At 70.2% G+C, this 18,273-nt stretch carries 16 protein-coding genes and 1 tRNA gene; 3 read left to right on the forward strand and 14 right to left on the reverse strand.

The features are described from left to right. Positions 1–77 precede the first annotated feature (77 nt). Together DY218_RS14420 and DY218_RS14425 are read right to left on the reverse strand one after the other, a co-directional pair. Positions 78–674 (reverse strand): lytic polysaccharide monooxygenase auxiliary activity family 9 protein, encoded by a 597-nt coding sequence (locus DY218_RS14420; protein ID WP_128556414.1) that lies wholly within the window; start codon positions 672–674, stop codon positions 78–80. A gap of 226 nt (positions 675–900) precedes the next feature. Then, on the reverse strand, positions 901–2,406 hold the full coding sequence (locus DY218_RS14425; RefSeq protein ID WP_199566731.1) for an SPFH domain-containing protein: 1,506 nt from the start codon (positions 2,404–2,406) through the stop codon (positions 901–903). Between the two features lie 618 nt (positions 2,407–3,024). Here DY218_RS14425 and DY218_RS14430 point away from each other — a divergent pair. The 3 genes from DY218_RS14430 to glxA all read left to right on the forward strand — a co-directional run bounded on the left by DY218_RS14430 (position 3,025) and on the right by glxA (position 7,725). Next, positions 3,025–3,098, forward strand: a tRNA-Lys gene (locus DY218_RS14430). A gap of 611 nt (positions 3,099–3,709) precedes the next feature. After that, positions 3,710–5,785: a glycosyltransferase family 2 protein gene (locus DY218_RS14435; RefSeq protein ID WP_128556415.1), complete on the forward strand. Its 2,076-nt coding sequence runs from the start codon at positions 3,710–3,712 to the stop codon at positions 5,783–5,785. After that, positions 5,782–7,725: a radical copper oxidase GlxA gene (glxA, locus tag DY218_RS14440; RefSeq protein WP_128556416.1), complete on the forward strand. Its 1,944-nt coding sequence runs from the start codon at positions 5,782–5,784 to the stop codon at positions 7,723–7,725. The genes DY218_RS14435 and glxA overlap by 4 nt, the downstream gene beginning before the upstream one ends. Before the next feature lie 86 nt (positions 7,726–7,811). Here the strand turns inward: glxA and DY218_RS14445 are convergent, their stop codons facing one another. The 12 genes from DY218_RS14445 to DY218_RS34220 all read right to left on the reverse strand — a co-directional run. Then, the gene (locus DY218_RS14445) at positions 7,812–8,852 is read right to left on the reverse strand and encodes a glycoside hydrolase family 6 protein (RefSeq protein WP_128556417.1); all 1,041 of its coding nucleotides are present in this window, start codon (positions 8,850–8,852) and stop codon (positions 7,812–7,814) included. 152 nt (positions 8,853–9,004) lie between these two features. Continuing rightward, positions 9,005–9,673, reverse strand: coding sequence for a class F sortase (locus DY218_RS14450; protein WP_128556418.1), 669 nt, complete (start codon positions 9,671–9,673; stop codon positions 9,005–9,007). A gap of 11 nt (positions 9,674–9,684) precedes the next feature. Then, entirely contained in the window at positions 9,685–10,335 is a 651-nt protein-coding gene (locus DY218_RS14455) for a hypothetical protein (protein WP_128556419.1), read from the reverse strand. Between the two features lie 115 nt (positions 10,336–10,450). Beyond that, positions 10,451–11,230: an HAD-IIA family hydrolase gene (locus DY218_RS14460; protein WP_128556420.1), complete on the reverse strand. Its 780-nt coding sequence runs from the start codon at positions 11,228–11,230 to the stop codon at positions 10,451–10,453. Between the two features lie 144 nt (positions 11,231–11,374). Further along, entirely contained in the window at positions 11,375–12,427 is a 1,053-nt protein-coding gene (locus tag DY218_RS14465) for a 2-aminoethylphosphonate ABC transporter substrate-binding protein (protein WP_128556421.1), read from the reverse strand. Between the two features lie 79 nt (positions 12,428–12,506). Further along, a complete protein-coding gene (locus DY218_RS14470; RefSeq protein ID WP_128556422.1) occupies positions 12,507–13,304 on the reverse strand; it encodes an ABC transporter permease in 798 nt (265 codons plus the stop codon). After that, positions 13,291–14,175, reverse strand: a complete 885-nt coding sequence (locus DY218_RS14475) for a 2-aminoethylphosphonate ABC transporter permease subunit (protein ID WP_128556423.1) — start codon at positions 14,173–14,175, stop codon at positions 13,291–13,293. The genes DY218_RS14470 and DY218_RS14475 overlap by 14 nt, the downstream gene beginning before the upstream one ends. Then, positions 14,168–15,277 carry an ABC transporter ATP-binding protein gene (locus DY218_RS14480; protein WP_128556424.1) on the reverse strand — a complete coding sequence of 370 codons (1,110 nt, stop codon included), beginning with the start codon at positions 15,275–15,277 and terminating at the stop codon, positions 14,168–14,170. The genes DY218_RS14475 and DY218_RS14480 overlap by 8 nt, the downstream gene beginning before the upstream one ends. After that, positions 15,274–16,008, reverse strand: a complete 735-nt coding sequence (locus DY218_RS14485) for a phosphonatase-like hydrolase (RefSeq protein ID WP_128556425.1) — start codon at positions 16,006–16,008, stop codon at positions 15,274–15,276. The genes DY218_RS14480 and DY218_RS14485 overlap by 4 nt, the downstream gene beginning before the upstream one ends. A gap of 5 nt (positions 16,009–16,013) precedes the next feature. Continuing rightward, on the reverse strand, positions 16,014–17,135 hold the full coding sequence (locus DY218_RS14490; RefSeq protein ID WP_128556426.1) for a TIGR03364 family FAD-dependent oxidoreductase: 1,122 nt from the start codon (positions 17,133–17,135) through the stop codon (positions 16,014–16,016). A gap of 184 nt (positions 17,136–17,319) precedes the next feature. Beyond that, complete coding sequence (locus DY218_RS14495; protein WP_128556427.1) at positions 17,320–18,075, reverse strand: GntR family transcriptional regulator; 756 nt, start codon at positions 18,073–18,075, stop codon at positions 17,320–17,322. 10 nt (positions 18,076–18,085) lie between these two features. Next, a partial coding sequence (locus DY218_RS34220; protein WP_158574033.1) for a hypothetical protein occupies positions 18,086–18,273 on the reverse strand: 188 nt, incomplete at its 5' end.

The raw sequence follows: 18,273 nt of genomic DNA on the forward strand, positions 1-18,273 counted from the left end.
CGGCGCGCGCGGCCCCCTCAGGCGCCCGGAGGTGACGGCGTGGGGGGAAGTTCACCTCCGGGCACGGGCAGGACGGGTCAGAACGTGACGTCCGAGCAGGCGTAGAAGGCGTTGCCGGTGTCCGCGACATTCCACACCGAGAGGATCACGTGGTGGCCGGACTTGCCCGAGGGCAGGGCGCCGACGTGCTCCAGGGTGGCCGGCGGCTGACCCTCGTAGGGCAGCGTGAGGAACGGCGCGGGCTCGAGGGCGTCCCGGGTCAGCGGCTCGTTCTCGTTCCAGCCGTCCTTCGTGACGTAGTACTGGAAGTCCGAGGTGCTGTGCCGGGCGGTGAACTGCCAGCGGAACGTGTGGTCCTGACCACTGGTCAGCTTGGTGGTGGGCCAGTCGTCGCCGTTCGGGGCCTTCGGCTGGTTGAGCGGGTCGAAGCCCTCGTTGCCCGCGGAACAGATCTCACCGTCGGCGGGACCGGCTGCCGGGAAGCCCTTGGGGCCTTCGACGCTCTGGGGCTCGTACTGGATGGCGCCGCAGCCGGTGACGTCGCCGTTGGCACAGGCCTTCTGCCTGCTGATGGGGGAGTCGGTGTAGCCGTGGCTGCTGGCACCGCCGGTGGAGAGTGCTATCGCACCCACCGTGGCGAGGCCCACAGCGCCGGCGTAGAGCCGCTTACGCATGGTGAAGCTCCTGTGCTCATGGGGAATGTGGGGATTCTCTGAGGCGCCGGAGTGCTGCGGTCTAGACCAAGTTCAGATTATGGGTGAGCGTTGAACATGTCCATACCAATGGAGGGTTTACTTCCGGACGCTGACTCCCCGCAGTACGCCCGGTGTTCACCCCTCAAGCGCAGGGCCTTCAGGGACACCCGAGGCCACCCCGGACACAGGAGCCACGGTCGGGGCGTCAGCGATCGCTGCCCTGGCCGGTGCAGAACGCGACGGTCAGGTCCTTGACGAGCGCCTTGCGCTCGCTGTCGTCGAGATCGACCAGACCTCGACCGGTGAGCCGGCTCACGGTGTCCTCCACCGAGTCGACGACCTGGGCAAGGGCGGTCTCCCGGTGCCGGGCCTCGAAGTCGGCGATCCGCCGCCGGTCCATCGCCTCGGCGACCTCGGGTGCGTACTCGATCCGGGTCGGCTGGGCCGAGAACACCTCGATGCCGGCCGGTGCCGCCTCGGCGACCAGGATCCGGGTCAGGGCGTCACCTACGGCTTCGGCGTCGCGCAATGTCGGGGTGCGGTCGCCGAGCAGACTCGCCGCGGGGGCGTCCATGGGGAGCCGGGACAGGACGCGGGCCGTCGCGGCTTCCAGGCACTCCCGCAGATGGGTGGCGTGGTCCTCGACCGCGAGCGCGGCCCGCGCGGTGTCCTTCACCCGCCAGGAGACGAGCACCACGGCGCGCACCGCCACCCCGTGGGCGTCCACCGCGGGCATCGGCTCGCTGTGCCAGTGCCGCAGCCGGACATCGATCCGGCGCCGGCGAAGAAACGGATTCAGCCACACAAGTCCCGTACGGCGCACGGTCCCCCGGTACCGCCCGAACAACGACAGGACCCAGGCCCGCCCCACCCGTCCGCGGCCGAGACCGCCGAAGGAGAACAGGGAGAGCGCACCGGAGCCCGCGATCAGCGCCCACTGTTCCGGGCCGAGCCCGGCGCCTTCGAGTACGGGCAGGCGCGCGAGCCGGATCGCGAGCGGCGGCAGCACTCCGGCCCACCAGAATCCGGCCAGGCAGCCGACCAGACCCGCGGCCCCCACGGCGGCCGCGGCGGAACCGGAGAGCGAGGGCCCCTCCTCCTCGGCGATCGACGTGTCCACCGGCGGCGTCTGCCGCGCAGGCTGGGCGTACGCGGGCGGCACCCGCAGCGAGGGCGGCACCGCGGGCCGCGGGTGCCGGACCGCGCCCCGCGGGCCGTACCAGGGGATTCCGCTGCCCCCACCGGGCCCCGCCGTCGCATCGCCGCCGGCGCTCGGAGCGGCAGCGGCGCCGCCCGTGGCGGCCGATCCGACGCGTACCGGCACCGCGCCGGGATCGTCGCGGAAGAGCAGATGGACCGGGATCTCGGTGGTCGCCTCGTTCTGGATGAGCCGGGCCGCGCGAGACCGCCTGCCGCCGCGCCGGCCCTCGACCGCGCCCTCCGCGGATCCTTCCGTCCGGTCGCCGGCCGCGCGTTCGCCCCTGCTTCCGGCGTCGGCGTCGGCGTCGTTCACGGAATCGGCGCCGTTCACGGACTCGGAATCGGAATCGGGTTCGGGTTCGGGCACGGACACACGCGCGAGCCCGGCAGCAGGCAGGTGGTCCGCCCCCGCCACGGACTCCCCCGGCGAACCGACAGCCTCGCGCCGGGATGCCTCGTTGTCGTCGGTGCCTGAGCGACCGTCGTCGAACCGCTCGGTGATCGTGGTCATCGGTGCCCTGCCTCCGTCGTGCGTGCCGCCGCCGTACGTCCCGTCCGTACTGTTCCCGCCCCGCCGCCGACCGCGGCAGAATTGCGCCGACGGGTGTACGGGGCCGCCCGATCGTGGACCGTGCCACGAGTCCGCCCGCGCCGTCCGTAATGCGCTCGTGATAGGCGACACGAGCCGCCGGGAAACCTGGAGGCGGATTCACCGGACGGGTGGTCGGCAATATCGAGCAGCGCCGTTCCCGCACACTCCGGACCGATACCGCCTGTCCAGTCACCGCAAGGCCATCGCAGCGTCCCGACCTCGCACCCCGTACCGGAGAAATTCACGCCGGACCACCGCCCGAAAATCCGTCCGCGAATTCGTCCCGGAATACGTCCGGAGAATCCACCGCACACCGACCGCCCTCGACGGCCCCATGTTTTCCCGCTCCACCGCACCGGATCATGGCGAATCTGCACAGGCGTCAGTTTCTCAACCACGGGCGGACACCGCATGTTGACGGACCGCCATTTCGCCCGCCCGGGCAGGCTCGCGGGAGCCCGCCCGGGCGGTGGCGGGACCGACCGCCGGGTGGACGGGGCACCCTCCGGGATCGGGTAGAGTTCTCCGAGTCAGCAGGCGCCGTTAGCTCAGTTGGTTAGAGCAGCTGACTCTTAATCAGCGGGTCCGGGGTTCGAGTCCCTGACGGCGCACAGACGGATGAAGGCCTCTCGTGGAAGCGAGGGGCCTTCGTCGTATCCAGACACGTCNGATGAAGGCCTCTCGTGGAAGCGAGGGGCCTTCGTCGTATCCAGACACGTCCCGACGGCGCCGGCGCGCTCCCTGAGCGGACGTCCCCGGACCGGGCAGGCGATTCACGAGCACTTCGGTACCATTCGTGCACGGCCGGGCTCCCCCGCACCGGCCGTCGATCCCGGCCACACGGCTGTGCCACAGCGGCATAGTGGGAGGCCCGGGGGGTGAACCACCGGTTCAGGGGGAGCTCTTGCGATCATGATGTAGGTCGTAGAACCCTTGCTGGAACATGGGGGCTACTGCCTTTCATGGGGCGGGCGTTGCGTGAGACCCGGGACTGGGGGGCGGGACACGCGGCACTGCCGTTCGTGAAGCGCACGGGGAGGGGGCCCCGTTCGTGAACGGACTCCGGGGCGGGGCATCATGCAACCGGAAGGTTGTCTTTTCATGTCCTGAGGGATGTGGGAAGCGGTGGCCGACCACTGATGCGTGCGTGACGGTCGAGGGGGACCCGAGCGCACGGAAGGACCAACGAACACGCAAGGGATTGCGTGCGGGGGGATGACTCATGACGTCGACGCCGACGGGCGCCCGGCAGAACCCGGACCCGTCTCAGACGACCCAGCTGCGGGTGCCACCGAATCGCACCGGCGGCTTCCTGCGCCTGAAGAAGGCGCTGCCTCGGTACGACTACGAGCACTACAGCCGGCTCGCCGGCCCCCTCACCCAGCCCGACCGGAACAAGCCGTACAAGGTCCAGTACCGCTCGCTGCTGTCCCAGGAGACGCACCGGATACGTGCGGCACTGATGCTCGGCGCCGCTCCGCTGCTCTCCCTCGTCCTGCTCGCCTGGCTGCTGCAGCCGGAGCACTGGACCAAGCGCGACTACGTCCCGAACGCGTATCTGGAACACCTCGACGTCGTGATGCTCGTCTCGATCGGCCTGATCGAGTTCTTCCGCTGCATGAACGTCCTGTCGAACGCACATGCAACCCTGGTCGCCCGCGACCCCATCCCGGTGGTGCCCGAGACCGGCACCCGCGTCGCCTTCATGACCTCCTTCGTGCCCGGCAAGGAGCCGCTGGAGATGGTCACGAAGACGCTGGAGGCCGCGGTCAAGATCCGGCACCGCGGACTCCTGCACATCTGGCTCCTCGACGAGGGTGACGACCCCGCGGTCAAGGAGGTCTGCGAGCGCCTCGGCGTGCACCACTTCTCCCGCAAGGGCGTCGCGAAGTGGAACCAGGCCAAGGGCCCGCACCGCGCCAAGACCAAGCACGGCAACTACAACGCCTGGCTGGACGCGCACGGCGACGACTACGACTACTTCGCCTCCGTCGACACCGACCACGTGCCGCTGCCCAACTACCTGGAGCGGATGCTCGGCTTCTTCCGCGACCCGGACGTCGGCTTCGTCATCGGCCCGCAGGTCTACGGCAACTACGACAACTTCATCACCAAGGCCGCCGAGTCCCAGCAGTTCCTCTTCCACGCCCTGATCCAGCGCGCGGGCAACGCCTACGGCTCCCCGATGTTCGTCGGCACGTCCAACGCCGTACGCATCAAGGCCCTCAAGCAGATCGGCGGCCTGTACGACTCGATCACCGAGGACATGGCGACGGGCTTCGAGATCCACCGCGCCAAGAACCCGGTCACCGGCAAGAAGTGGAAGTCCATCTACACCCCCGACGTGCTCGCCGTCGGCGAGGGCCCGAACGCCTGGACGGACTTCTTCACCCAGCAGCTCCGCTGGTCCCGCGGCACCTACGAGACGCTGCTCAAGCAGTTCTGGAAGGCGCCGTTCTCGCTGCCGCCCGGCCGGCTCTTCAACTACACGATGATGGTCATCTTCTACCCGATGTCCGCCCTGAACTGGATCCTGGCCGCACTCAGCTGCGCCCTGTTCCTGGGCCTCGGCGCCTCGGGTGTGAACATCGACCCGACCATCTGGCTGATGCTCTACGGCAACGCCTCCGCGCTCCAGATCGGCCTCTACATCTGGAACCGCCGGCACAACGTCTCGCCGCACGAGCCCGAGGGCTCCGGCGGTGTGGCCGGTATGGCGATGTCCGCGATGTCCGCGCCGGTCTACGCCCGCTCGCTGCTCGATGCCGCGCTGCGCCGCAAGAGCAAGTTCGTGGTGACGCCGAAGGGCGAGTCCGCGAGCCCCGACACCCTCTTCGGGACGTTCCGGATCCATCTCTTCTTCATCCTGGTCTTCGGCGGCTCGGTGGGTGCCTCCTTCTACTACGGGAACGCCCACCCGGCGATGATCATCTGGGCCTCGCTCGCCCTCCTGATCACCGCGGCGCCGATCATCCTCTGGCAGTACGCCTGGCAGAAGGAGAAGAAGGAACGCAAGCGCGGCGGGCCCACGTCCGGAGCGCCCGACGCCGCGGATCCGAACGCGCTGCCGCAGCAGCCCGGTCCGGGAGCCTCCGGCGCGCACGCCCCGCAGGCGAAGCCCAGTTGGGCCGCGGCCGATCAGACCATGCAGATCGCCGTGGGCGGCTCCGCGCGGCAGCCAGGGGGTCAGCAGGGCCACGGCCGGCCGGGGCTTCCGCCACGGGCCGACGGCCCGCCCGGCGGGGTCGTACCGCAGCATCAGGCACATCACTACGAGGCAAATCGGGGTAAGCAGTGAAAGACCGTTCCAGCCGTCGTCGCCGGGCTCGCCGGATAGCGATCGGAGCGGCGGTGGTCGTGGCGCTGGCCGGGATGAACGGACCCGCGCTGTACCGGTTCGGTTCGGAGCAGTACCACGAGTACAAGATCAACCGACCTGAGTACAAAGCCGACAACGGCAAATGGGAAGTCGTCAACATACCCGAGGAATTCCGGCTCAACACGATCCACGCGGCGCTCCTGCACACCGGCAAGGTGCTGCTCGTCGCGGGCTCGGGCAACGACGAGCGGAACTTCGACGCGAAGAAGTTCAAGACGGTCCTGTGGGACCCGGACAAGAACACCTTCAAGACGATCAGCACGCCGAACGACCTGTTCTGCACCGGCCACACCCAGCTGCCGGACGGCAAGCTCCTGGTCGCGGGCGGCACCCGGCGCTACGAGAAGCTCGAGGGTGACGTCACCAAGGCCGGCGGCCTGATGATCGTGCACAACGAAGAGCCGGACAAGCCGATGACGATTCCGGCGGGCACGAAGTTCACCGGCAAGAAGAACGGCAAGACGTTCGTCGCCAAGGACTCGATCATCGTCCCGCGCGCGAAGCGGGTCTTCGACAAGGCGACCGGCAAGTTCATCCGCAACGACCCCGGTATCCAGCGGGTCTACGTCGAGGCCGCCAAGCGCGGCAAGAAGTACGAGACCGGCACCGAGGACAACTACCGGATCCAGGGCCTCAAGGGCGCCGACGCGCGCAACACGTACGGCATCGCCCAGAAGCTCGCCCTGGACAAGAAGGACTTCCAGGGCATCAAGGACGCCTACGAATTCGATCCGGTGGCCGAGAAGTACATCACGGTCGACCCGATGAACGAGGCGCGCTGGTACCCGACGCTCACCACCCTGGAGAGCGGCAAGATCCTCGCCCTTTCCGGGCTGGACGACATCGGTCAGGTCGTCCCGGGCAACCGCAACGAGGTCTACGACCCCGAGACCAAGAAGTGGAAGTACGTCAAGCAGGAGAAGCAGTTCCCGACGTACCCGGCGGTCTTCCTGCTGCCGAACGGCAAGCTCTTCTACTCGGGCGCCAACGCCGGCTACGGCCCGGACAACGTCGGCCGCAAGCCCGGCATCTGGGACTTCGAGAACGACAAGTTCACGAACATCGGCGGGCTCAGTGACCCGAAGCTGATGGAGACGGCCGGCACGGTCATGCTGCCGCCCGCGCAGGACGAGCGATTCATGGTCGTCGGCGGCGGCGGTGTCGGCGAGTCGCAGAAGTCCAGCGAGAAGACCCGCATCATCGACCTCAAGGACGACAAGCCGGTCTTCAAGGACGGCCCTTCGTTCGACAAGGGCACCCGCTACCCGCAGTCCTCGATCCTGCCGAACGACGACGTGCTCGTCACCGGCGGCTCCGAGGACTACCGCGGCCGCAGCGACTCCAACATCCTCGAGGCGCGGATGTACGACGCGAAGACCAACGAGTTCCGGCGGGTGGCCGACCCCCTGGTGGGCCGCAACTACCACTCGGGCTCGATCCTGCTGCCCGACGGCCGGGTCGTCGTCTTCGGCTCCGACTCGCTCTACTCGGACAAGGCCAACACCAAGCCCGGCAAGTTCGAGCAGCGCATCGAGATGTACACGCCGCCGTACCTCTACCAGGGGTCGCAGCCGACGCTGTCCGGCGGGCCGAAGTCGATCAAGCGGGGTGACTCGGCGACGTTCAAGACCGAGCACGCCTCGTCGATCAAGAACGCGAGGCTGATCAAGCCGAGCGCCTCCACCCATGTCACCGACATCGACCAGCGGTCCATCGAGCTCGGCCTGAAGAAGACGAGCGGCGGCATCGAGGTCACCATGCCGACCAACAAGAACCTGGTGCAGCCGGGTTGGTACATGCTGTTCGTCACGGACGACCAGGGCACGCCGAGCAAGGCCGTCTGGGTCGAGGTGCCGTAGGCACGCACACCGCACATGTCCGAGGGGCGCCTCCCGGCCGGGAGGCGCCCCTCAGGCGTTGCTGCGGATCAACTGCTCGGTGACGGCTACCAGTTGCTGGATTCCGCCAGCTTGATGGCGTAGTCGTCGTACCACTCGCCCGCCTTGGGGCCGCCGCGGCACTCGCCGTCCGACTCACCGGGACGCTTGATCCACAGGTAGGCGTCGACCTCCTTGTCGGCGGTCTTGGTGGTGGGTGCCTCGCCGAGCGCGCGGCCGGGCGGGTTGCACCAGCGCTGGTCCGCATTGCCGCCGGTGTACGGGCCGTTGCCGTTGCGGCTGGTGTCGATGACGAACGGCTTGTTGCCCACCTTGGCGGAGAGCTCCTTGCCGAAGGCGATCGACTCCTTGGTGGTGTAGTAGTTCGAGACATTCACCGCGAACCCGTCGGCCTGGTCGATGCCGGCCCACTGCAGGGGCTCGTAGTACGAGTCCGGCTTGGCCGCGCCCGGGTTGCCGCCGTCCAGGTACACCTTGGCGTTCTTCAGGGACTTGAGCTTCTTGATGGCGCCCTTGATCAGGTCGTAGCGCTCCTCGTGGTACTGGTCCGGCGTGCAGCCGTCGACCAGGTGCAGGAGTGCGTCCGGCTCGAGGATGACCGTCGCGTGGCGGTCGCCGATTCCCTTCGCCACGTTGTCGATGAACGTGCGGTACTCGTTGCCGTCGGCCGCGCCGCCCTTGGAGTACAGGCCGCAGTCGCGGTGCGGGATGTTGTAGAGGACCAGGATCGCCTCGCGGTCGACCTTCTCGGCCGCCTCGGTGAAGCCCCTGGCCTGGTCCTCCGCGCTCTCCGGAAGGATCCATTCGCCCGCGGGCTGCTCGGCGATCTTTCTGACCTGCTCGAGCTTTTCCTTGTCACCGCTCTGCTCGTACTCGGCCGCCTGCTTGGCGGCCTTGCTGTCCGGGTTGACCCAGTAGGGGTCCTCGCCCTTGGGCTGCTGCTTCACCGGCTTGCTGGACTTGTCCGATTCCGGATCGTCCGAGGAGGAGCATGCAGAGAGCATCAGGGCCGCCCCCACGGCCACTGCTCCCGCCTTCCACCCACGACCCGGGGTCCTGCGCCTACGGCGGTCATCGCTGCCGTACATCCACTCCCCCTTGGGTGCACTGTATTAAGGCCCAATCCTGACATAGGTGTCCTCAGCACCACGAGGCCAGGCCGGTCGCCCCGGGCGCATCGTAGGTGAGCTGTTACGCGGACGTCGTGTGCCGTCCACCGCAGCGCACGGCCCTGAGCGGGTCAGTCGCCTTCGCCGTCGCCGGTGAGGTAGGCGGAGACGACCACATTGGAGCTGTAGGTGCGGGTGGCGCTGTCGAAGGTGCCGCCGCAGGTGATCAGGCGCAGTTCGGCACGGTCCGCTTTCTGTTTGCCGTAGGCCTTCTGCGCGTCGAAGGAGTCCCGGCCGACGACGGCGACGTCCTCGACGGTGAACTCGGCGAGCGAGCCGTCGGCGCGCGTCACGCGGATCTGCTGGCCGGGCTCGAGCGCGCTCAGGTCGTAGAAGACGGCGGGCTCGGTCTCGGTGTCCACGTGTCCGACGAGCAGCGCGGTGCCCTCGGAGCCGGGCTGGGTGCCCGCGCCATACCAGCCGACCGCGTCGGACCGGGCGTACGGGGGCGGGTCCACCGCGCCGTCGGCGTCGAGCCCACGCCGTACCACCGGGGCCTTCACCCCTATCGCGGGGATGTCCACGCGGTCGGGGCGGGCGGCGTCCAACGGCTTGTGCGCGGGCGGCAGTTCGGCGCCGAACGGGCGGCCCACGGCGGCGACGTCGCCGGTGGTCGGCGCCGAGGTGCTGCCGGGGGCGTCGGTGAGCTCGCGGCCCCAGAGCCAGAGGCCGACGAGGAGGACCGCCCAGGCCACTCCGGTCAGCAGCCGGCCGCTGCCGGATGCGCGTTCCTCGGCCATTGGGGCGCCGCCTACTCCGGTCGTCGGCGCCGGCTCGCGAGGCGGCCGGTGACGGCGAGCGCGGCGGCCGAGGCGAGCAGCAGGCCGATCACGGCGTGCCGGGTGCCGGGGCCTTCGGGAGTGGCGCTCTCGGCGGCGGTCCCGGCGGCGAGTTCGGCGGTGCCGCCGCCGCCCGCGCGGACCGGGGCGGTGGGTGAGGGCGCCGGTGACTGGGACTGCTTGATCTGCTGCTGAGTGGCCCGGTCCTCGTCCCGGTCGCTGTCCTCGTCCCGGTCGCTGCCCTTGTCCTTGGCGACGACCGTGATGGTGCCCTTGGCCTTGACCTCTCCGTCGCAGCTGACGGTGATGCGGTAGCCGCCGGGGCGGGCGGTGGACCGGACGGTGGCCTCGCCGGTGAGCGGGGCGTCCTGGTCGTCCTCCGGCTGTGTGAGTGCGGCGTCGGCGACGAAGGCGCGGGACTTGGCGGCGCCCGTGTTGCCGTCGCAACCCGTGACCTGCAGCCTCACCTGGCTGCCCGGGGTGGGCTCGGTCGGGCTGAGCCGGACGGTGCCGGCCGGGTCGGCCTTCGCGGCCGATATCGCGGGCTGGGCGGATATCGCGGGTGGGGCGGTCAGTGCGACCACTGCAGTGGCGGCACAGAACGTAAGCGCGGAACTGCGCATCGTGAACCTCCAGACACTCCGAGGTTCCTCCCGCGCGGCCGGTCCCGCATCCGGAGCAGCGGCGGCACGGCCCGGACGCAGCCGATCGGGTGAGTCCGGGCCGGTCGCCGGGCGGTCAGATGCGGTCGACCAGGTCCGCGATGGAGTCCACCGTCTCGGACGGCCGGAAGGGATAGCGCTCGACCTCGTCGGGCTTGGTCAGGCCGGTGAGCACCAGGTAGGTCCGCATGCCCGCCTCGAGGCCCGCGAGGACGTCGGTGTCCATCCGGTCGCCGATCATGGCGCTGGACTCGGAGTGGGCGCCGATCGCGTTCAGTCCGGTGCGCATCATCAGCGGGTTGGGCTTGCCCGCGAAGTACGGGTCCTTGCCGGTGGCCTTGGTGATCAGGGCCGCGACGGCGCCGGTGGCGGGCAGCGGGCCCTGCAGGCTGGGACCGGTCTCGTCCGGGTTGGTGCAGATGAAGCGGGCGCCGTCGTTGATCAGGCGGACGGCCTTCGTCATCGCCTCGAAGCTGTATGTGCGGGTCTCGCCGAGCACCACGTAGTCCGGGTCGGCGTCGGTGAGGACGTATCCGATGTCGTGCAGGGCGGTGGTGAGGCCGGCCTCGCCGATGACGTACGCCGTGCCGCCGGGGCGCTGGTCGGCGAGGAACTTGGCGGTGGCGAGTGCGGACGTCCAGATGTTCTCCACGGGGACGTCGAGGCCCATGCGAAGCAGGCGGGCGTGCAGGTCACGGGCCGTGTAGATGGAGTTGTTCGTCAGCACGAGGAACGGCTTGCCGGAGTCGCGCAGCTTCTTCAGGAAGGCTTCGGCCCCGGGGATCGGCACGCCTTCGTGGATGAGGACGCCGTCCATGTCGGTGAGCCAGGATTCGATCGGCTTGCGGTCTGCCACGGGTAGTTCTCCGCCCTGCGTCCGTCGTTGTCCGTCGTTCGACATCAGCTGTCGCGCGCTACGGTCTCTCGTTCGACCGATCCTAAGGTGCCCGGGCCGTGGACGGTCCGGTCGTCCACAGCCCGGGATCGGTCGGCCGGCCGGTCAGCTGTCGGTGGCGGACTTCCAGGCGTCGACGTAGTCCGTGAGGTTCTTCTCGATGTCGGTCCAGTCGGGCTCGAAGATCTCCACGCCGTCCATCAGCTTGGTGAGTTCCACGGCGTTGGGGTCGGTGGGCTTGATGTCGGCGCGGGCCGGGAAGCCGCCGCCGATGGAGCTGACCTGCTTCTGGGCGGCCGCGCCGAGCATGTGGTCGAGGAGCTTCTTGCCGTTCTCGCTGTGCGGGGCGTTCTTGACCAGGCCGCCGGCGTACGGCAGGGCGAAGGTGGTGGGCTTTCCGCCCTGCTTCTTGGGGAACCAGATGCCGAGGTTCGGCATCGACTTGGACTGGGCGTAGTTCATCTGTACGTCGCCGTTGGCGACCAGCAGTTCGCCCTTGTCGGTCTTCGGCGCGAGCTTGGAGGTCGAGGAGGACGGGCCGACGTTGTTGGACTGCAGCTTGCGCAGGTAGTCCATGGCGGGCCGCTCACCGCCGAAGTCGTGCATGGCCTTGATGAGTACGGCGGTGCCGTCGCCGGCGACTCCGGGGGTGGAGTACTGCAGTCTGTTCCGGTACTTGGCGTCGAGCAGTTCCTCCCAGGTGGCGGGTGGCTGCTTCAGCTCGTCCTTGTTGTGGACGAAGGAGAAGTAGTTGTTGACCAGGGCCGTCCAGCTGCCGTCGGCGGCCTTGTCGGCGCCGTTCACCGCCTCGGAGCCCTTGGGCTCGTAGGGGTCGAGCAGGCCCTTGCCGGCGGCCTGCTGGATGAAGGGCGGCAGGGTGACCATGACGTCGGCCTGAGTGTTGGACTTCTCGCGCAGGGCGCGCTGCACCATCTCCCCGGAGCCGCCCTCGACGTACTTGACCTTGATCCCGGTCTTCTTCTCGAAGTCCTCGAAGACCTGGTCGTACCAGCCCTTTCCGTCCTCGCCCTTGAGGCCGTCGGCGCTGTAGACGGTGACGACATTCTTGTCGGAGGCGGCGGAGTCGCCGCCGCAGGCGGTCAGGGAGGCGGTGAGGGCGAGGCCGCCGACGACGGCGACGAGCGTTCTGGCGCGCATGGGTGGGATGTCTCCTCGGCAGAGAGGGGCGGTGTACGGGGGTGGTGGACGGACGTGCGGTACGGAGACGGCGGCCGGCTCAGCGGTACGAGGCTCTGGTGCGGATCCGGGACACGGCGAGCAGGACGAGCAGCGTGCTGCCCATCAGGACCACCGCGACGGCGGACCCGGTGAAGAGCGCACCGCGGTCGGTGGCCGTGTAGATCTGCACGGGCAGCGGCATCCAGTCCGGCGGATAGAGCATCATCGTGGCGCTCAACTCCCCCATGGACAGGGCGAAGCAGAGCCCGGCGGCGGCATTCAGGGACGGCAGCAGGAGGGGCAGCTTCACCCGGCGCAGTACGTGTCCGGGGCGGGCACCGAGCGAGGCCGCGGCCTGTTCGAAGGCCGGGTCGAGGCGGGTCAGGGCGGCGGACACCGACTGGTAGGCGAAGGCGGTGACCAGGAGGGTGTGGGCGAGGATCACGATCCAGCGGGTGCCGTTCAGCAGGAACGGCGGCTGCGAGAAGGCCACCAGGACGGCGAGCCCGACCACCACCGACGGCACGGCGACGGGCAGCACGAACAGCGCGTCGAGCACCGCCTTTCCGCGCTTCTTCAGATTCGCCGCGGCCAGCGCGGCCCAGCTGCCCACGGTCAGCGCGAGCAGGCTCGCGGTCACGGCGGTGACCAGGCTGGTGGTGAGGGCCTCAAGGGACTCGCCGCGGGTGGCCGCGGCATAGTGACCGCCGGTCGGCCCGGACGGAAATGCCCCGGACCAGCTGGTCGAGAAGGAGGCCGCGACGATCACCAGGAGCGGCAGCGCGAACAGCGGCAGGAAGAGGACGAAGAACACCGCCCAGGCGGCCCACCTGCCCTTGCGGCTATGCACCAGCACGACGGCTCACCACCCGGTAGAGACCGTAGAGGCCCACGGAGATCGCGATGTTGACGACGGCGACGACGCAGGCCGCCGGATAGTCGGACTCGAGGATGGCCTTGCCGTACACCAGCATCGGGAGCGTGGTGACGCCCTTGGCGCCGGTGAAGAGCACGATGCCGAACTCGTTGAGGCAGAGCACCAGGACAAGGCTGCCGCCCGACGCCAGGGCCGGCAGCGCCTCGGGCAGGATCACCCTGCGCACGATCCGCGCGGGCCGCGCGCCCAGCGAGGAGGCCACCTCCAGCTGTGCGGTGTCCAGCTGCGAGAACGCGGCGAGCAGCGGCCGCATCACGAACGGCGTGAAGTACGTGACCTCCGCGAGCAGCACGCCCCACGGCGTGGACAGGAACTGGAAGGGCCCGGTGGCCGCCCCGGTGGCGTCGGTCCACAGTCCGTTCGCCATGCCCACGGTCCCGTAGATGAAAAGCAGCGCGAGCGTGATGAGGAAGGACGGGAAGGACAGGAAGACGTCGATGAACTTGGCGACGGCCCTCCCTCCCGGGAACGGCACGAAGGCGATGACGAGGGCCAGGACGAAGCCGAGCACCAGACAGCCGGCGGTCGATCCGACGGCCAGCCACACGGTGGTGCCGAGTGCCTCCCGGAACGCCTCGGAGGCGAACACCTCGGCGTACGGCTCGAGTGACGTCCCGCCTTCGTCGGGCGCGAGCGACTGCTCGACGACGAGGGCGAGCGGATAGAGGAAGAAGACGGCGAGCAGGGCGACGGGCGGCAGCGCCCAGAGCGGGCCGGGGACCGTGCGGGCACGCCCGGGCGGCGGTATGTCCGGTGCCTTCTCGCGCGGCTTCAGGACCGTGCTAGCCATCGCCCACCCCCGAGCCGAGCAGCACCGCGTCCTGGGCCGCGAAGTGCAGGGTGACCGTGTCCCCGATCGCCGGCGGCTGCTTCAACTCCCGTAGATCCGCCTTGAGTCGGTGCCCTCCGATGTCCACGTGGAGCCGGTGCGTGGCGCCCTGCCACTGGATCTCGACGACCTCGCCGCGCAGTGCATTGGGCCCGTCGCCGAGCCCGATGAGATGAGGGCGTATGCAGAGGGTCGCGCCGGCGCCCGCGGCCGCCTCGCCGGTGGGCATCCGCAGCGTCCGGCCCGCGAGGTCGACGCCCTCGTCCGTGACGGTGACCGGCAGCAGGTTCGCGTTGCCGACGAAGGACGCGGTGAACTCGGTGCGGGGCCGCCGGTAGAGCTCCTGCGGGGTGCCGCAGTCCCGGAGCCGGGCCTGGTCCATGACGGCGATCCGGTCCGCGAGGGTGAGCGCCTCGACCTGGTCGTGGGTGACATGGAGGATCGAGACATCGGGCAACTCGCGGTGCAGGCGGGCGAGTTCGGCAAGCATGCCGCTGCGCAGCCGGGCGTCGAGTGCGGACAGCGGCTCGTCGAGGAGCAGTACGCCGGGCCGGATGGCGAGTGCCCGGGCGATGGCGACACGCTGCTGCTGGCCGCCGGAGAGTTCGCGCGGGTAGCGCCGGGCGTAGCCGGCCATGCCGGTCATCTCCAGGGCCTCGGCGACCTGTTCGGGGATCCGCGCCTTGGGGGCCTTCCGGGCGCGGAGGCCGAAGGCCACGTTCTCGTCGACCCTCATGTGCGGGAAGAGCGCGTACTGCTGGACGACCATGCCGATGCCGCGCCGGTGCGGCGGCAGGTCGGTGACGTCCCGGTCGCCGAGGAACACCCGCCCGGCCACGGGCCGTACGAATCCGGCCACAGCGCGCAGGGCGGTGGTCTTGCCGGAACCTGACGGGCCGAGCAGCGCCATCACCTCGCCGGGTTCGACGGTGAGGTCGAGGGAGTCGAGGACGATGTTCCGGTCGTAGGCCACGGTGACGCCGTCGATGCGGATGCCGCTGTGCGCGAGGTCCGGCTTTCCCTCGGCGGCGCGGACCGCTGCTGCGGCCGGGGCGGCGCTCACCGGTCCGCTCCCTGCGATGCGCCGCCCATCAGGCCCAGCACGTAAGGGAGTTCGGCGACGGAGTCGAGGATGTGGGTGGCGCCGGCGGCGCGCAGGGTGCCGGCGTCGTGCGCTCCGGTGAGGACCCCGGCGACCAGGCCGGCTCCGGCGCTGCGCCCGGAGCGCATGTCGTACGAGGTGTCGCCGGCGACGGCCACCCGCCGCACGTCGTCGGCCGCGCCGGTACGCAACAGGGCGCCGAGGACCAGGTCCGGGTACGGCCGGCCGCGGCCGCCCACATCGGCGGGGCAGAGGGTGAGACCGACCAGATCGCGCCAGCCGAGTGCATCCAGGATGGCGTCCTGGGTGACGCGGGCGAAGCCGGTGGTGAGCACCACGGTGCGGCCCGCCTCCTGGAGCGTCTCGATCGTCTCGCGGGCGCCGGGCACGGGCGCGATGCGACCGCCGTCGACGAGCGTTCCGTAGGCCTCCTCGAAGGCCTTGTTCGCCGTCTGCGCCTTCTGCTCGTCGCCGAACAGCGCACGGAAGACGGTGATCTTCGATTCGCCCATGGTGGCTCGTACGTGGGCGAGTTGCTCGGTGTGCTCGGGGCTGCCGGGCTCGATGCCGAGGCGTCCGGCGGCGCGGGCGAAGGCGTGCTCGACGAGGCCGCCGTCGGCGACGGTGGTGCCGGCCATGTCGAGGACGACCAAGGTCGGTTCGGGAGTGTGCTCTTGGGTTCCGGTGGTCATGTTCCTCACCAGTTCAGCTCGTCGGCGGTCTGCTCGGCGATCGCGGGCGAGCAGGTCATGCCGCGCCCGCCGGGGCCGGTGACCAGCCACACGCCGTCGCGCACCTGCTGCCGGTGCACCACGCGGCTCGGGTCGGTGCACTGTGCGTACACCCCGGCCCAGCGGCGCGTGATCCGCGGCAGCGGCCGGCCGAGGAACGACTCGACGACCGCGGTCAGATGCTCGTAGGGGTCCTCCAACACATCGAAGGCGAAGGGGTGTTCGTACTCGTGGGTGTCGCCGATGGTCAGTCCGCCGTCCCTGCGCTGCACCATGAGGAGCTGCATGCGGTGGGCGGCGGCGGTCGGCGGCTGGGCCTGTCCGGCGTTGAGCTCGTCCAGCGCGGGTGAGCGGTACGCCGGGTAGTAGCGGAAGCTGTCGGCGTCGGCGACCGAGGTGGGCAGCGGCTCGCCGAGCGGATCGGTCTGCATCATCTGCAGGCGTACGCGGCGCACCGGAATCCCGGGGGCGAGCTCCCGGACCAGCCCGCCGAGCGCGGCGCCGGTGCAGAGCACCACCGCGTCGCCGGTGTACACCTCGCCGTGATCGTCCCGTACGGCCTGCTCCCCCACCACGTCGCGGACCTCACGGTCCGGCAGGAAGGTGTAGCGGCCCGACGCCAAGAGCGCTTCCCGCAAAGCGAGTTGGGCGGTACGGGGCTCCACCGCGGCGTCCCGCTCACAGTGCAGGGCGGCCTCGAAGTCGCCGCGCAGCGCCGGGTTGACGGCGCGGGCCTCCTGCGGGGTGAGCAGTTTGTAGCCGCGGGCGGGCGCGTCGTCACGGGCCGAGGCCGCTTCCGCGACGGCCAGTTCGCGTTCGGTGCGGACCGGTGTGAGGGAGCCGTTGGCCCGGAAGCCGAGTCCCGGCACCCGGGCGCCGATGCCCTCCCACAGATCGCGGGCGCGCAGCGCGGTCTCGAGCTCCGCTCCGCCCGCGCGCCCACTGACCCAGATCTGGCCGAAGTTGCGCAGGGACGCGCCCCTGGCCTCCCGCTCCCGCTCGATGTGTACGACCTGGTGGCCGCGTTCCACTGCGTGCCAGGCGTGCATGGTCCCCACCACGCCGGCTCCTACGACGATGACTCTCACGGCGGCCACGCTCCTCGCGACCGGTGTCCCGATCCGGTCCGGACGGTGACGCGGGGGTGAACGAGCACCCAAGGTTGGCCCAGACCCGTTATCCATCCGTAACCAAGGCGCTGGGGCCGGAAGTTGGTCGCGCCCACCCGAGTCGCGCCGCCGACCGACTCGCGCCGTCGGCCGACTCGCGCGGCTACCCGAGGTGGGTGGTGAAGCTGAAGCGGTCGCCGCGGAACAGCGTGCGCACCCGCTCGAGCCGGCGCCCCTCGCCGTCCCTGGACACCCGGTGCAGCAGGATCATCGGCAGGGCGGGAGGTGTGCCGATGAGGAGGGCCTCACGCGGGGTCGCGAGCACGGTCTCGATGCGCTCGTCGGCGGCGCCGAAGACGATGCCGAGCCGGTCACGGAGATAGCTGTAGAAGGACGAGTCGGGGTCGAAGTCGCTGTCCAGGTGCGGGACTCGGGCGACGGGGACGTAGGTGCTCTCCAGGCCCATGCGCTCGTCGTCGGCGAGCAGCACGCGCTCCAGGTGCCAGACGGGCTCGCCGCGTTCGACACCGATCTCGCGGGCGAGCGGTTCGGGGCAGGGGAACCGGTCGAGGGTGGTCAGGCTCCGGCCGGGGCGCAGCCCTTGCCTGCGCACGCCCTCGGTGTAGCTGGCCAGGGCGAGTGGCTGCTCGAGCTTGGGGCCCGCGACCACGGTGCCGCGGCCGAGCCTGCGCAGCCGGCCCTCGAGCAGGAGCTCCCGCAGCGCCTGGCGGATCGTCTCGCGGGACACCGCGTAGCGTTCGGCGAGATCCCGCTCGGTCGGCAGCAGGCCCCCCTCGCCCAACTCGCCCAGCAGGGCGGCTATATGGGTCTTCACCGCGTAGTACTTGGGAATGCGGCCGTGGTCGGGGACGCCGGCCCGCACGGGTGCGCCGGGGTGCTGATCGTTCGGGTAGTCCACCGGAGGAACTCTAAGGGGCGTCTTCCCGATCTTCGCGGCCTCGCGGCGCGCGCTCGGCCGTCCCGTCCGGCCGCCCGGCGCGGAAGGCGAGCGAGCCGCGGTGGGCGGCGGTGACCAGGCCGGCGCCGAGCAGGGTGAGGCCGGCGGACAGGGCGGCGAGCCGGGCCAGGGCGTCGCGTTCGCCGGCAGCGCCCGCCT

The sequence above is a fragment of the Streptomyces triticagri genome, assembly GCF_003429565.1.
Lineage (GTDB): Bacteria > Actinomycetota > Actinomycetes > Streptomycetales > Streptomycetaceae > Streptomyces > Streptomyces triticagri.